This window comes from Moorena bouillonii PNG (assembly GCF_001942495.1).
GTDB classification, from domain to species: Bacteria; Cyanobacteriota; Cyanobacteriia; order Cyanobacteriales; family Coleofasciculaceae; genus Moorena; species Moorena bouillonii.
The window spans coordinates 6826883-6842923 of sequence record NZ_MKZS01000001.1; the positions used below are offsets into that span (position 1 = coordinate 6826883).

Sequence of the window (16041 nt, forward strand, 5' to 3'; positions counted from 1 at the left end):
GTTTCTATCTGCCAAGACAAAGCAAAAGCGAACAGATCACCAAAAGGTCTTAATGGCTAGATGCCCAGGCATCGCTCCCCCCCGATTGCGCAAGAGGAGAGTTTTAGCTAAGTCCGGTGCTTTGTCCCAGGATGGATACAAGCCAAACCATCTTATCTTCAAGCAGTTCTTAAATAACCAGCCTCTCAAACTCACATTTAAGAATGGGCAAACTGCTTGTGCTATTCAAGTGGATCATTCTGTGGACTTGTCTGGTGCCCTGAACCAAATCGGCCTTGACGGCTCCCGTCCGGTTCTAGTGGTAGTCGGTGGGGCAAGTAAGATGAGTGATCAGAGTATGGCTCGTCTGCGCCTGTTGTTTGTCAATGTACTAGCTCCCATTGCTGAAACCCTGGGAGCATGTGTGGTGGATGGCGGTACCGATACTGGCGTGATGCAGATGATGGGGCAAGCTCGTGCTGAGATTGCTGGCACCTTTCCCTTAGTAGGTATTGCCCCAGTGGGCAAGATTGCGCTTCCTGATGCACCCCCCTCATCTTCTGGTCAAACATCACTGGAGCCAAATCATACTCATTTTATGCTGATTCCTGGGTCTACCTGGGGTGATGAATCCCCCTGGTTGGCTCGTATAGCTACTACCCTGGCAGACGGAAAGCCATCAGTCACAGTAATGGCTAACGGTGGGGCGATTACCTTGCTAGACTTATTTGAAAACAAGAAAGCTGGACGACCATTGATAGTTCTTGGGGGCAGTGGTCGGTTGGCAGATGAAATTACTATGGCAGTACGGTATCCAGAACAAGAAGCACGAGAATCTGTTACCGAACTATTACAACCAAATCACTTGCAACAAAATCATTTGACCTGTTACGACCTCTCACAACCATTCAGTGAATTGACTAAAATCATCATGGAGGGACAGACCAGACAGTCAAGGTACACAGTCAAGAGTACATAAGCTAAAACGCATTTTAAATCCGTTTTAGCAATGGCTTTAAAATGCATGGCTATTGGCAAAAGGGGACTGAGATCTATCTTTTTTATGTGATTTCACGCGCTTATACAGTTTAAATGCACAACAGCTTAGACTGCCATGACGTCAGAAGTTGAGCCTACATACTCCCCTGGGCCAAGCCCAACCCTCAAACGTGCTTGGGAACGTCAGCGTACCTATAGCAAAAATGCCACAGCGGCTCAGAAACGTTTCTTCCTGCTGCGGATAGGAATTCTGGTATTGAGTGTGTTGGCTACCTTGCTAGCTGTGGTCCACTCAGAGTTGGTAGACGTCCTTGGTGAGTCACACCAGACGGTCAAAGTAATTCACTACGTTCTTCTACTAGTGCCAATTGCTCTCAGTGTACTACTAGCAGGTGCAGTTAAGTTCGACAAAGGTGGCAATTGGATTCTGTTACGGGGTAGTGCCGAGGCAATTAAAAGGGAAATTTACTGTTACCGTGCGCAAGTTGGGGAATACAGTGATAACACCTCGCGGGATGCTAAGCTGGCACGTAAGGTCAAGGTGATTAGTCAAAGGCTAAAGGGAACCACAGTTCACCACACTAGTTTTAGCCCCTACGAGGGGGAAGTTTCCCGTAGAAAACGCTCATCCTTAAGCAAAGACAAGAAAAGCAAGGACAAGAAACATCAGGAAGCTCAACAGCATCATCAAGACGATAAGTTTTCTGACCTCACCCCCGAAAACTACCTAGTCTGGCGAGTGGAAGACCAGTTTAAGTGGTACCGAAAGCGAACTAGGAAACTTGATATACAATTGCATGGCTACCAGTGGGGGGTATATATCTTGGGCGGTGTGGGTTCATTTCTGGTAGCGCTGGGTCAAGACACCTCGGTGGCGGTCACTACAGCCTTAGCTGCGGCATTTTCTAGTTTCCTGGAATTGAAACGGGTTGAGACAACGCTGATTGCCTACAACCAAGCAGCTGATGATTTGTACGATATAAGCACTTGGTGGCATGGTCTCTCAGACCAGGAAAAATTGGATAAATTTGACTTATTGGTGATCAGTACAGAGAAAACCATCCAAAGCGAAAATGTAGGCTGGGTGCAAGAGATGAATGATGCACTAGCAGAACTCTATGGTGAAACCCAGGAGTCTGAGGCTCAGGAAAAAAACACCTCTCCGTCTAAGAAAGTCGATACTAAATGAGATCATTTATAATATCATTTACGTGCTTGACAGACTGGCTTTCTTGTGGTGTAAATTCATCCGATGGGCAGAGCACCAGAGGTGACACCTCAATCCTAACTATTCTTCAGCTGCTCCCCATTGGTTATATCCGTTACCTATCCGTTACCCATCTGTTGCCCCTATTTCCTTGTCTTGATGCAAAGCGCGAGTGGGGGAAACCACGGCAGTCGCTCATGGGGGAGACCCCCAAGACCGCGCTGCCTCCCCAAGACCGTAATGGTGCTTTTTCCGTAGGCGAATTAAATTCGCCTACGGAAAAAGCACCTCTGCATCGCTCTCACAACTCTTCAAGCTTGCTCGATTTACGAAATCCAGGGTGTTACAAGTGTAGTGTTAAGTAGATCTCCTCACTTAGACCCCTGGACAAATGACTATATTTTTCGATGCCTTTATCTCCTACGGACGTGCTGACAGCAAAGCCTTTGCTACTAAACTTGAAGCTAGACTAACACAATTGGGCTTAACGGTCTGGTTTGACCAGAAGGACATTCCGCCTGCTGTAGATTGGCAGCATCAGATTGATAATGGCATTGAGAGAACTCATAACTTCATTTTTATCATTTCCCCCCATTCCGTTAATTCAAAATACTGCCTCAAAGAAATTGAACTGGCTATTAAATACAATAAACGCATTATTCCTTTAGTGCATGTTAAATACCCTCGTGACAAAATTCCTACGATTATCCGTAAACTGAACTGGATCTATTTCCAAGATAAAATCAACGATTTTGAAGCGTCCTTTAAACAATTAATGAATTCCATCCGTAAGCATGCTGATTATGTAGAACAGCATACTCGGTTTTTAGTTAAAGCTCTGGAGTGGGACAGAAATCAACAACAAACTAACCACCTGTTAATCCAGTCAGAACGGATTCAAGCTGAATCTTGGTTAAAGGTACGGTTTAAAAAAGAGCAAGCTCCTTGTGTGCCAACGGATTTACATTGTGAGTTTATTTGTGAAAGCACAAAAAATGCCAATAATTTAATGACCCAAGTGTTTATCTCTTATTCTGATAAAGATCAAGATATCAAGGATAAACTTAGCAAAACCCTGATGCGGGAAGGAATCACAATCTGGAAACCTGAAACGGATATTAAAACCGGTATAGACTTCCAAGCGGCAATCAACCAAGGAATTGAGGAAGCTGATAATCTCATTTACTTAATTTCACCCAATTCGAGTCAATCAAAATACTGTCAGCAAGAACTTGAACACGCCTTTGCTCACAATAAACGGATTATATCACTACTGATTGAAGACACGGATATTGACCAAATACCACCAAAAATTAGTTCATTACAATTCCTAGATTTTACTAAGTCTAACCATGAAGGAAACTACCGCTTAATGGCTGCTCAATTATTAAAAGAATTAAATCAAGATGCTCTCTATTACGAAGAGCATAAGCTTTTGTTAGTCAAAGCGATCAAATGGCTGAGCCAAAACCGTAATTCTAGCATTTTATTGCGGGGTCACAATTTAAACTATTACGAAAACTGGCTGAAAGTAAATCGGCAACGCCTGGAACATCCACCCCTAGGATTACATGAAGAATTTCTGGCGGCTAGCAGGAATCAACAGCATGAATCTTATCTAGACGTTTTTATTTCTTATTCCCGTACTGATTCAGATTTGGCTAGGAAGTTAAATGAGGCATTGCAGTTACAGGGTAAAACTACTTGGTTTGACCAAGAAAGTATTCCTCCGGGCAGTGATTTTCAAGAGGAAATCTATCGTGGAATTGAACATTCTGATAATTTCTTATTTATTATTTCCCCTGCTTCGGTAAATTCACGCTACTGTGCTGGGGAGGTAGACTATGCTCAGACATTAAATAAACGGTTTGTGACTGTGCTTTCTTCACAGGTACCAGCAAAAATGCTACATCCTGGATTAGCTAGCATCCAGTGGATTGATTTCAACCGGCATGGAGGAGATTTTTATCCCAATTTCAGTGAATTGGTCAGAACCCTTGATACTGACCGAGAGCATGTGCGCAGTCACACTAAATGGTTGCAGCGAGCTAGGGAATGGGAGCAGTCTAACCAAGATACAGATTTGCTGTTGCGTGGCAGCGAATTTTCTATTGCCCAACAATGGTTGCTTGATGCCGAGACCAATGATAAACAGCCGACTGCGACACCTTTACACAAGGACTATATTGCTAAAAGTCGGGATGCCATATCGATTTTGAGAAAACGGGAAAAGCGTCGATTAGTTATCTTACGGTTGTCCCTTACTTTGATGAGTGCAGCATTTGCAGCAGCTGTTGGCTTTGGCTTGGTTGCTTTCATGCAATGGAAACGGCCAGAAACGGTTAGGGAAGGTCACATTAATGCTCTGAGTCGATATTCACTGGCTCTGAGAGAATCAAATCAGGAATTTGATGCCCTGATCGAAGCAATCAGGGCTGCACGGCAACTGCAAAAACAGATACGTAGTGTAAAACCTGAAACTGAGGGTCTGGTTAGGACAGCATTGCACGGAGCAATGTCTTGGGTTAGAGAATACAACCGTTTGGTAGGCCATAACAGTTGGGTTACTAGTGTTAGTTTTAGCCCTGACGGTAATCTGATTGCTTCTGCTAGTAAAGACCATACTGTCAAACTGTGGAGCCGCAAGGGTAAGGCACTCAAAACCTTGAAGGGACATAACGGTACCGTTTGGAATGTTAGTTTCAGCCCAGATGGCAAGACTATTGCTACAGCTAGTCAGGATAAGACGGTCAAACTGTGGAGCTTAGACGGGAAAAACCTCCAAACCTTTAAAGGACATCAGCGTGGAGTGCGGAGCGTGAGTTTTAGTCCGGACGGCAGGATGCTGGCTACGGCTAGTAACGATAATACTGTCAAGCTGTGGAGCCTCAATGGCAACCAACTCCAAACCTTTGAGGGGATTGCGGCTGGATATCGCAGTATCAGCTTTAGTCCGGATGGCAAAATTCTGGCTTCTGCTGGAAGTAACAATACTATCAAACTCTGGCAGCTGGATGGGACAAGTATTGCAACGTTTAAGGGGCATAAGGCTGAGGTTTATAGCGTCAGTTTCTCACCCCAAGGCAAGATGATTGCTTCTGCTAGTAGGGATAAGACTATCAAACTCTGGAGCCTTGATGGTCGGGAACTGAAGACTTTTCCAAAGAAATTCGCTGGAGTCAGAAGCGTCAGGTTCAGCCCGGATGGCAAAACCCTCGCCTCTGCTAGTCGGGATAAAACCGTCAAACTCTGGAGCCTTGATGGCTCGGAACTCCAAACCTTCCGAGGGCATCAGGCTGGGGCTTATGACCTTAGCTTTAGCCCAGATGGCAAGACCCTGGCTAGTGCTAGTGAAGATAAAACCATTAAACTCTGGCGCTTATATGCGAAAACACCTCGCACTTTCAAGGGTCATAGGAGTAATGTCTGGAGTGTGAGTTTTAGCCCAGATGGCAAAACCTTGGCTAGTGCTAGTGAAGATAAAACTGCTAAGCTATGGCATTTAGATTATACCTGTGGCAAGGAAGGATTAGGGGAAATAAGGTCTAGTAAAACTATCAATGTGCTGGATTTTTGTTTGACTCCAAAAGTTCTAGACAGCCACAGAGATGCAGTGTTTAGTGTTAGTTTCAGCCCCGATGGCAAAACTATTGCTACAGGTAGCCGGGATAGTAAGGTTAGACTTTGGAGTAAGGATGGTAAAAAAATCCAAACACTCCAGGGGCATCAGGCTGGAGTCTTTAGCGTTAGTTTCAGCCCTGACAGTCAGACGATTGTATCTGGCAGTTGGGATAAAGCTGTCAAGCTTTGGACTTTTAAAGGAAGAGAACGCCAAAGGTTTAAAAAGCTTAGGGCTGCGGTTAGAAGTGTTAATTTTAGTCCCGATGGTATGATGATTGCTGCTGGTAGTGATGATAATACTATCAAGCTTTGGAGTCGGGGAAACTTATGTAATGGTGAATTAAAATCAGCAAACTTAAAATCAGTAAACTTAAAAGCAGCAAACTTAAAACCAGCAGTTGGCTCAGACCATAACACAAATTTTTTGCCTTTTTGCTTAACTCCTACTATCCTCAAAGGTCATGATGATGTAATTTGGAGTGTCAGTTTTAGTCCCGACAGTCAGATGCTTGTCTCTGGTAGTGAGGACGAAACAGTTAAACTTTGGAGTAGAGACGGTAAAGAAATCCGAACTCTCAAAGGGCATAAGGGTAAGGTGTTTAGCGTCAGTTTCAGCCCAGATGGCAAGATGATTGCTTCGGCTAGTGGTGACAAAACGGTTAAACTCTGGAATTTGAAGGGGCAAGAACTTGAAACTCTGATTGGACATAATGATGGCGTTTTTAGCCTCAGTTTCAGTCCCGATGGCAAAATCCTGGCTTCATCTGACTCCAGTGGCAATGTGATTATGTGGGATATGGATCTAAGTTTAGATTTCAATGACCTTCTGGGTCGGGCTTGTGATTGGGTAGGGGATTATCTCAAGCACAATTCTGCAATCGATGAAAGCGATCGCACTCTTTGTGATGGTATTAAACCCAAATCAAAATAGACTGGATTAAGGAAAGGCAAGAGGCAAGAGGCAAGAGGCAAGAGGCAAGAGGAACCCACCCCTAACCCCTCCCAGGAGGGGAAGGCAAGAGGCAAGAGGCAAGAGTTAATAAAGTAAGAGATAAATTGGGTATAGAAAGGGAGAGACACTTGTGGAAAAAGCATACACAAAAGATTTTAATTCCTGGACACAACAAACAGCACAGTTGTTGCGAGAAGGTCGTTGGCAAGAGATTGACTTAGAAAATCTGATTGAGGAGGTTGAAGACTTGGGCAAGAGTGAAAGGCGGGGAATTACTAGCCAATTGATTCGCCTGCTGTTGCATTTGCTCAAGTGGCAATACCAGCATCAGCGTCGCTCCGATAGCTGGCTGGATTCGATTACTGACGCTCGTACTCAGATTGAGTTAGCTATTGAAGATAGTCCCAGTCTCAGGAGCTATCCCGCTGAGCAGCTGGAACAAAGCTATCAGCGGGCTCGCCGTAAGGCAGCCCAGCAAACAGGAATGTCTGTTTCGGTTTTCCCAGAGGCTTGCCCCTATTCTCTTGAATTGATTTTAGATCAGGATTGGTTACCATAATCCTAAAATTAAAGCCTATTTTAGCATAATATAGTGAATATTAAATTAATTGATATTGGTGTGATTAAACCCATAACTTGGACTGAAAAACTCAAGGCACTAGAGGCACGGGTTGATAAATGGGAAACGGATAACCCCTCATACAATTAAGCTGTATTTTTAAAGTTAAGTTATCATGACCCTGATCAAAACTAAACGCTTTAGCCTAGCTGACTATCATCGCTTGATTGATAATGGTTTTCTAACAGAAGATGACCGGGTGGAGTTGATTCGGGGAGAGTTAATACAAATGGTGGCGAAGGGTACGTCCCACTCGGTTTGCAACACTAAGTTATGGCGAGAGTTGGACAGACTAGTAGGCCACCGTGGGGTGGTACGGGGACAGGAACCAATCATCCTATCGAACGACAGTGAACCGGAACCGGATGTTGCGATCGCATGGGGTCAGGCGGATGACTACTTGCCAAATCACCCTTATCCAAAGGATATATTGCTGGTTATTGAGGTGTCAGATTCAACCCTGGAGTATGACCAAACCGTAAAGCTATCCTTATATTCAGAAAACCAAATTCAGGATTACTGGATTGTTAACCTGGTGGCTGGTCAACTAGAGTGCTATACTCAGCCCTATCAAGATACTCAAAGAAATTTCGGCTATCGCGTCAAACGGGTGGTGTTGCCCAATGAAACGGTTACTATTCCTGCTCTTGGCGATCTTTCCCTAGAGTTAAGTCGTGTGTTTCCAGCTTGAGGAAAATTGGATCAGTTGATGGGTTGATCTAAAAGCGTCAAAATTAAAAAGAGTATATATTCCTATTTACTGAGACATTTACAACTATAGTTATGGCGCTGGAACTGCTGATTCAAACTACCTCAGCAACCCATCAAAGTTTTGATTACGACCTAGCCATTGTGGGGGGTGGCATTACTGGTTCTACCCTGGCCTGTGCGTTGAAACATTCTGGGTTGAGCGTATTACTCATAGAAGCCAAACCGAAGTCAGTGGCAGCTGCCAGGGTACAAGCTTATGCCTTGTCTATCCTCTCAGGGCGTATTTTCGCAGGTATTGGGGTTTGGGATAAAATCCTGCCACAGATTAGCACATTTCGGCAGATCAGGCTTTCCGATGCTAACCATTCCGGTGTGGTGCATTTTTCCCCTTCAGATTTAGGTACCAACGCCCTAGGGTATGTGGGAGAACACCGTCCGGTGCTAACGTCGTTGCAAGAATTTTTGACAGATTGCCCCAATGTTGACTGGCTGTGTCCAGCAGAAGTAGTGGATGTAGACTATCAGGAGTCTGGGGTGGAGATTACTGTCAAGGAGGGTGATACTCAGCATCGAATTAGGACAAGGCTCGTGGTGGCGGCGGATGGAGCGCGATCGCAAATTCGGACTAGGGCTAGGATTACGACTCGTGGCTGGAAATACTGGCAATCTTGTGTGACTGCCCGGATTAAAACCGAAAAGCCCCACAATAATACGGCTTTTGAACGCTTCTGGCCTAGTGGTCCGATGGGGGTGCTGCCCTTGTCAGAGAATCGCTGCCAGGTGGTGTGGACAGCACCCCATGCTGAAGCCAAAGCGTTACAAGCACTAGACGAAGATCAGTTTCTCGCTAAGCTGGAATACTACACTGGTGGTCTGTTGGGTCGCTTGGAGTTGGAATGCGATCGCTATTTGTTTCCAGTGCAATTGATGCAGAGCGATCGCTATATTCAGTCACGATTGGCACTAATTGGTGATGCTGCCCATTGTTGCCATCCTGTCGGTGGTCAAGGACTAAACCTCGGCATTCGCGATGCTGCTGCCCTTGCCCAAGTCTTGAGTGAAGCACACCAAGCAGGGGAAGATATTGGAGCTATAGAGGTTCTTAAGCGCTATGAAAACTGGCGCAAGCAAGAGAATCTGGTCATCTTAGGGTTTACCGATACCCTGGATCGGATCTTTTCCAACAACTGGTTACCAATAGTCGGGATACGCCGTCTCGGGTTATGGATGCTGCGCCGGATTCGTCCAGTGAAGATTTATGCCTTGAAGTTGATGACTGGTTTGAGAGGAAATATTCCTCAAGTTGCTCAACAATAGAGCAGTGGCTCTCGCACTCAATTGCTGCTAGAGAGCGCTGCGATCAGAATTCTGGTTAAGGGTTCTAAATCGGTTGGTACCCGGTAGAGAGTCAATATTTGGGTGATTAATTTGTCTTGACGGTGCAGAATACCAAACTGCCAGATTGTTCCAGTTGAAACCGCTCCAAATAGCTGTGGCTGTTGCTCAACCGATGGGCATTTCTCCCACTGATCGAGGGCAATCAGTTCCACTGCCATCTGAGTGAAACCATTGGTAAGATCCTCTTGCTTTGCCTCAACCACTAACAGATTAGTCGTTGTCCTGAGCAAATAGTCCAACGCGCCTTGAAGCTGATTGCTTACCTTGAGTGAATACTCAATTCGCAACTGCGCCCTTGTGTAGTGAATCAAATCTGCCATCACAGGTGCAATTAACATCTCCCGCCGGGATTGTTCGTTGCTCAGATCCAGGTAAGGTAAAATTTCTTCGAGGCGTGATTGGCGCTCCTGCAATCGATCTAACTCACCCCGATATTGCCGTAAATCCAATAAGCTACGTTCTAGTGAATAGCCATATTCTGCCAAGATTTCATCCGTCGGAGTTTTCAGTTTGGCTATTTCACTGAAGCTATAAGAACGGTTGGGGTCGAGCAGAGGCATAGGATGGAAACCAGAAATCAGCGATTAAGGGGAAATATTCCTCAAGTGGATCAAGACTAGACCATTGCTTAGGTAAATTTATTGATGATCGGGGGATGGGGTGATTAGGGAATCGAACTATCTAGAGTAAGTGGTTGCTGGATTGACTGACTTGAGCCACTTATTGGTTATTTGATCAACTTCTATTACTTGACGAGCGTTCTAGAAGGAATTAAAGTTATTATAATCTACAGCCTATATCATAAAATTAATTAATTAATAATAGAACTTACGCATGGGTGCATCTCATATTTTAAAATGTTGCGTAGGGTGCTTCAGGGTGGGATGCTATTGGCGAAATATTTCTTAAGACGCTGAAAGCCTTGATATTCCGTGTAATGGTCGCAAAACCTTTTATAGTTTTGTAACCTAATCAACGGCAGAATAAGTGTTTTGGATGTTAACTTCTATTTCGCCAGCAGCTTCACCCCGTAACGCACCACTGGGCCAAACAGCAAAAATGAGATGCACACCTTACCCATTGACAAAGTGAACGAGATGTCTAGATAATTATTCTCTTCTAAAATTTTGTAGCAATGAAGGATTTATTGACAGCTTTATTCAGTGGATTAGTAAAACAACCACCCTTATTTACTCAATTTATTTCTCTTGCTTTAGGGGCAATGTTCCTTGTAATAGGTGCCGGGATAGAATTCAATATCAGAAACGGAGAGATTAAAACTGACAATAGCCAGAAACCAATTCTGATCGTAGTAGGTCTAGTTCTTATAAGTTTTTATATCTTTATGGTTTTGTTCAAGGAAATAAAGAATCAAAAATTAGCTGAAAAAGATAGGAAAATTACTAAAATGCAAAGTGATTTAAATAAATGTCAAGAAAGATTAAAACTCAATAATCTTAAACAATCTATATCAGTATTCAAAGACAGAAATGAAGTAAACAGTTTTTCTGAGCCTGTTTTAGAAGGAGTGGAAGGAATGAACGAAAGTCTTAAACAACATGAATCTACATCTACAGATGTAGATCGTGAAACTGCAAAAGAATGGGTCACTCAAAGGATTAATCAATGGACTGAAGAAATAAAGTCAAAAGACTATTCATCCGATGGTATTTCTCGCAAAAATATCAATAAGTTTAAAAAAAATGTAGCTAAACTTTTAGAGCTTTTATGCCAAAACATAATTGATGGTACAGATAACGCACCTCTTGGAGTTGACCCCCAATTTTATCAAACATTAGGTGATAAGGTTATTGCCCATAAAAAGGCACTTGAATTTATTAAAAAGCAAATGTCTGATGAGCTTGATCAGGACGTAAAAACCCTGGGTAGAGAGACGATTCAGTACGTCAAGGACAGAATGACTGTGCTGGTAGAATGCACAAATTACAAGCCTTATTAGTGGTCTGTTTACATTCAGGACTTATTGATCCGTTGCCAAGTTTTTGGAATTGGACCAGATTTACCCGGAATCGGTCGTTCTCCCTTTAGTTTTTCATTGCAATGATCAAGAACGGTACAACAAGCATTATATACATCAACTAAACTGTTGTCGTTTCCTACTTTTGGTCGTAGATTCCTCGCATGTTCTTCGAGATCTTTTGCGAGTTTATAATTTGGGGACATAATTTTATGATTTGGGGACATAAGTTCACCTCTAGAGCTAATGGGAATGGCTTACCAAAGTGGAAAAACCTATTCAGTAAACACACCTTAATTTTTGAGACTATTACTTTGACTCCAATAATTGCTCATCAATCAAAGTAAGTTTAGTATTTGTTCATTAAATCTGCCAAAGGGCAATTTTAATTCAGGCTACTCTACTAAAGCATGTGCACAAAATTAATTACACATTTTACAAAACTCAAAGCCTTACGATGTAAGGGTTACAGAGATTGGTAGTAGGAAATTAATTTTGTTTAGGTGCTGAAGGGGTGACGAAACAAGCTGAAATGGTTGGTATGTAAAGGTAGTACCATTTTATGGTAAAAAAAAGGTAGGTGTTCTATTTGCAACAAAACCTACCTATTGACAATGTTACCCACATTATACCAAAACCACCTAAAAAGTCAATTTACTCTAGCCGAATATATTTTCTTAAAAATTTTCGTCAATCTCTTACAGTCAATTAAAAAAGTTAGTTTGGAAAAGTTAGCCAATGCTCTTCCTTTACCTATTAAATTTGAAAGCAAAAGAAAAAGAATACAAAGATTTTTATCGCTGCCAAATCTAACCCTTGAAAAAGTTTGGTTCCCAATAGTTGAAGAAGTTTTGAAAACATACTTTACCTCGGAAGAACTAATTTATATAGCAATCGACAGAACAAGTTGGAGTCGTATTAATTTATTCATGGTTAGCCTAATTTGGGATAAAAGAGGGTTTCCAATATATTTTACTTTGTTGCCAAAGTTAGGTAATAGTAATTTAACAGAACAACAAAGGATATTATCAAAGGTTATACCGATTTTTAAAAATTATAAAATCTGCCTGTTGGGAGATAGAGAATTTTGCTCTGTAAAATTAGGAAAGTACTTACAGGACTTGGGCGTGTATTTTTGTTTACGCTTAAAAAAGAACGAATTTATTGAATATAAAAAAAATAATTGGCTTCAACTTAATGATTTAGGTTTAGTACCAGGAGTTTCTTTATTTATCCAAGGAGTTAAAGTTACCAAAACCCGTGGATTTTCAAGTTTTAATGTTGCTTGTAAGTGGCAACGTAAAGTCAAGGGAATAGAACCCAAAGAAGGATGGTTTATACTCACAAACTTCGACAGAATCGAGTCAGCTATTTCCGCCTATAAAAAAAGATTTAATATAGAGGAGATGTTTAGAGATTTTAAAAAAGGTGGCTATAATTTAGAGGTGACTAAAGTTGATGGTGAACGGTTTATTTCTCTAGTTTTATTAATAGCGATAGCTTACACTTCCGCAACAATTCAGGGTCAGCAAATTAAACGTAAAGGAATACAAAACTATGTTGGTCGTGTCAAAGAATCTGGTCGAATAGAGCGGAGACATAGCAGTTTTTACATTGGTTTATATGGCCAAAATTGGGGAATTTTCAAGGATATTTGTCTAGAATTAGCAACCGAATTAATGAAACTAAATCCTAATAAACGAAAGTATTATCAACGAGGTCTAAGGGCTAGGTCGCTTATAGAGTCTGCGTTTTAACTTATTTCGTCGCCCCCCCAGGAAATTAACCGATTATCTGAAACATTAGTGTCTTCTAAGTTATAGCCACCTGTTTTCAAATCTCTAAACATTTGCTCAATATTAAACCGTTTTTTATAAGCAGCAATTGCCAAGTCTAACGACTTTAAATTTGTGAGAATAAACCAGGGGTCTTTTGGGGCAAATCCTGACCCCTTTTTTTTCCATTTTGCGGCCAAATTAAAACGGGGTAATCCCTTAGTTTTCGTTACTTTGATTTCTTTAAAAAATCACGAAGTTCCTGGGACTAATTCTCAAGAATCTAACTCTGTCCAAATTTGTTTTTCAATTTCAATAAATTCAGTTTTTTTAAGACGTAGACAAAAGTCTGTATCCTTTTGTGACAACCAGTTTGCCAGCCTCAGAGATGAAACCTTAGACAGTTGAGCCTTTATAGCGGCAGGCTATGCAGAAAAGGGTTAAAACTCGTGGAATAAGGCTCAACTGTCTTACGGTAACTTCAAAACAGAACAAAATTCTCTATCTCCCAATAGGCCGATTCTATAATCTTTAAAAATCGGCATTATTTTTGAGATATGAGTTGTTTGTTCCTTAAAATTACTACTGCCTAATTTTGGCATCAAAGTCAAGGAAATTGGAAAAGCTCTTTTGTCCCAAATCAGGCGAGTTACTAAAAGGTTTATTTTACCCCAATTTGTCCGATCAATTGCTATATAAACGAGGTCATTTTTTTCGGCGTTCGCCGACGCTACGCGAACAAAATATGTTTCTAGCAAATTAGAGAGAATAGGAAACCAAATAGTTTCAAAATTTTTGGCAAAGATAAAAAGCGCTGTCGTCTTTTTCTTCTACTTTCAAACTTTAGTCCAAGAGGTAAAGCATTGGCTAATTTTTCCAGGCTAACTCTTTTAATTGATTGTAGTAGAATAACTACAATATTTGCTAAAATATAATTACGATCCTTTAGTTTAAATTTTAGATGGTTTTGATCTAATAAGGGTAACATTTTCAACAGATAGGTCTTATTGACAATGAAAGACCTATCTTTTTCTACCACAGATCGTTACACTCTTGACGTATCAATCGTTTCAATCGCTATCGTCGCCCCCCCAGGGTTTCATGAGCAGTAGAATCTGGGTTGTAAAGTCATCGATTTCCGAAAAAGGCATGCATGCAAGAGGCAAAAGGCAAGAGGGGCAAGAGAATCGTAGGGTGGGCAGTGGCTACCAAAGAAATTGGCCAGCGAAGGTGAATCTATGATCAGCCACTGCCCACCAGACAATAACTACTTTTTTTTAGTCTATCTGTAAAGCATTGGTAGATGCGATGAAGCGTTTCGGCAAAGCCGACGCTACGCGAACGCGAAGCGTGGCCAAAGGCCTCAGCTTCCGCGCTTATGCGAACGCTTCCATCTTCTAGGCTAATTGTAATATCTGTGGAATTGGTAACTCTTTATTAACTTGCCTATAGGCGTACACCAAATCCTCTAAAACTTCCTTAGCATTCTCAAGAGCTTCCTCATAGGTTTCACCATGTGTCCGAGCCTATTGACCCCATTCCGGTAAACTAGCAACATAAGAGTTATCTTCTTCTGACCATTGAATTAAAATACTATATTTCATGATTCATCCCCCTGTTCTAACTGCGACCCTTGTTTAAGTACTGCTATCACATCTTTTTCTTGATAAGGTTTGGCAGCGATGCAGCGCGGTCTTGGGGAGGCAGCGCGGTCTTGGGGGTTCCCCCGGAGACGAAACCTGATTACGTTGAGCCTTTATGGTTGGTAGGCTCTGCAGAAAAGGGTTAAAACTTATTGATTAAGGCGAGCCTGTCTTACGGTAACTTCGGCGTAGCCGACGCTTCGCGAACAAACCATGAGCGACTGCCGTGGTTTCCCCCATGAGCGACTGCATCAAGAGATCGTTACTATCTTTACCAGACAGGACTACAGCATTTGTTATCAGTGGATGCACCCAGTAATAATGACTACCTTTTCCTCGCTTAGGCAAGAGGGTAAATTCTGCTTTGGTGCAACATTTGTTTTAATTCTCTTACTTTTTTCGGCATCTTACAATCATATAGGGATCCTAAATGAATTGTGAAAATTTTTGTTCCCTGTTCCCTGTTCCCTGTTCTCTGTTCCCTACTCCCTACTCCCTATTCCCTATTCCCTATTCCCTTTTCCCTTTTCCCATCACTTCTGTATACTTTAGTAGCAAACAAATTTTCTAATTGTTTCATGAACATAGGGATTTTATACACAGGGGGCACCATTGGTTCTGTGCAGGGACCCGATGGGCTGTATCCACTAGATACTGTTGGTTTCCAAAAGGCGTTTGATGAGAATATTTTGCCGATAATTCAAAGTCAATATCCCGATTGTACCATTGGCTATATTGATATCGGGTTTGGTCCGAATAACAGCACTCTCGACAGTACCAACTTGCAGCCGAAAGACTGGTGTACAATAGCGATCGCAATCCTGGAAGCCTACGATAGCTATGAGTCTTTTATTGTCAGCCCTTTCAACGTGTACAGATGTACTATTGAGTGACATGGGCTTTTAAGAGTCGAGCTGTTGAGAGATGACGATGTTTGCGATCAATAATGAGGGCTCCTCGTTTCTTTAATGGTCCGCGAGGTGTTTTGACAAAACGTTTGAGTTTAACAAAACTAGCAAACTGCTGGTTTGAAGTTACCGTAAGATAGTGGAGCCTTCTTAAAAAAGATTTTACCCTTTTGTCCATAACCTGCTGACTATAAAGCAGGGTAATCGCATTTTAATCGAGCTCTAAAATTGTTGTAACCTGGGTTAATTTT

At 42.1% G+C, this 16041-nt stretch carries 13 protein-coding genes and 1 pseudogene; 10 read left to right on the forward strand and 4 right to left on the reverse strand.

All coding sequences use genetic code 11. From position 1 onward, the window contains the following. Window positions 1-52 precede the first annotated feature (52 nt). From BJP37_RS27735 to BJP37_RS27760, 7 genes are all read left to right on the forward strand, one after another. A complete protein-coding gene (locus BJP37_RS27735; RefSeq protein ID WP_158069804.1) occupies window positions 53-958 on the forward strand; it encodes a TRP family putative cation channel in 906 nt (301 codons plus the stop codon). A 135-nt stretch (window positions 959-1093) separates the two neighbouring features. Then, complete coding sequence (locus BJP37_RS27740; protein WP_075903697.1) at window positions 1094-2167, forward strand: DUF4231 domain-containing protein; 1074 nt, start codon at window positions 1094-1096, stop codon at window positions 2165-2167. 26 nt (window positions 2168-2193) lie between these two features. Next, window positions 2194-2550: a hypothetical protein gene (locus BJP37_RS37600; protein ID WP_143727831.1), complete on the forward strand. Its 357-nt coding sequence runs from the start codon at window positions 2194-2196 to the stop codon at window positions 2548-2550. 26 nt (window positions 2551-2576) lie between these two features. Then, on the forward strand, window positions 2577-6737 hold the full coding sequence (locus BJP37_RS27745) for a toll/interleukin-1 receptor domain-containing protein (protein WP_075903699.1): 4161 nt from the start codon (window positions 2577-2579) through the stop codon (window positions 6735-6737). Window positions 6738-6888: 151 nt separating this feature from the next. Continuing rightward, window positions 6889-7317: a DUF29 domain-containing protein gene (locus BJP37_RS27750; RefSeq protein WP_075903701.1), complete on the forward strand. Its 429-nt coding sequence runs from the start codon at window positions 6889-6891 to the stop codon at window positions 7315-7317. A 175-nt stretch (window positions 7318-7492) separates the two neighbouring features. Beyond that, window positions 7493-8068, forward strand: a complete 576-nt coding sequence (locus BJP37_RS27755) for a Uma2 family endonuclease (RefSeq protein WP_075903703.1) — start codon at window positions 7493-7495, stop codon at window positions 8066-8068. 92 nt (window positions 8069-8160) lie between these two features. Continuing rightward, window positions 8161-9405: an FAD-dependent hydroxylase gene (locus BJP37_RS27760; protein WP_075903705.1), complete on the forward strand. Its 1245-nt coding sequence runs from the start codon at window positions 8161-8163 to the stop codon at window positions 9403-9405. A 17-nt stretch (window positions 9406-9422) separates the two neighbouring features. On the opposite strand, the gene BJP37_RS27765 is transcribed toward BJP37_RS27760, so the two are convergent. Further along, entirely contained in the window at window positions 9423-10046 is a 624-nt protein-coding gene (locus tag BJP37_RS27765) for a hypothetical protein (protein ID WP_075903707.1), read from the reverse strand. A gap of 575 nt (window positions 10047-10621) precedes the next feature. Between BJP37_RS27765 and BJP37_RS27770 the strand changes: the two genes are divergently transcribed. Next, a complete protein-coding gene (locus tag BJP37_RS27770; protein WP_075903709.1) occupies window positions 10622-11446 on the forward strand; it encodes a hypothetical protein in 825 nt (274 codons plus the stop codon). A 14-nt stretch (window positions 11447-11460) separates the two neighbouring features. On the opposite strand, the gene BJP37_RS27775 is transcribed toward BJP37_RS27770, so the two are convergent. Continuing rightward, window positions 11461-11670 (reverse strand): hypothetical protein, encoded by a 210-nt coding sequence (locus BJP37_RS27775; RefSeq protein WP_143727832.1) that lies wholly within the window; start codon window positions 11668-11670, stop codon window positions 11461-11463. A gap of 408 nt (window positions 11671-12078) precedes the next feature. On the opposite strand from BJP37_RS27775, the gene BJP37_RS27780 reads away from it, so the two are divergent. After that, window positions 12079-13221 carry an IS4 family transposase gene (locus tag BJP37_RS27780; RefSeq protein ID WP_075899793.1) on the forward strand — a complete coding sequence of 381 codons (1143 nt, stop codon included), beginning with the start codon at window positions 12079-12081 and terminating at the stop codon, window positions 13219-13221. Window positions 13222-13990: 769 nt separating this feature from the next. Here BJP37_RS27780 and BJP37_RS41615 read toward each other — a convergent pair. Together BJP37_RS41615 and BJP37_RS42925 are read right to left on the reverse strand one after the other, a co-directional pair. After that, entirely contained in the window at window positions 13991-14278 is a 288-nt protein-coding gene (locus tag BJP37_RS41615) for a hypothetical protein (protein ID WP_198954203.1), read from the reverse strand. A gap of 358 nt (window positions 14279-14636) precedes the next feature. Next, a pseudogene (locus BJP37_RS42925) lies at window positions 14637-14843 on the reverse strand (type II toxin-antitoxin system HicB family antitoxin). Window positions 14844-15319: 476 nt separating this feature from the next. Here BJP37_RS42925 and BJP37_RS27800 point away from each other — a divergent pair. Next, window positions 15320-15775 carry an asparaginase domain-containing protein gene (locus tag BJP37_RS27800; RefSeq protein ID WP_158069805.1) on the forward strand — a complete coding sequence of 152 codons (456 nt, stop codon included), beginning with the start codon at window positions 15320-15322 and terminating at the stop codon, window positions 15773-15775. Window positions 15776-16041: the final 266 nt, after the last annotated feature.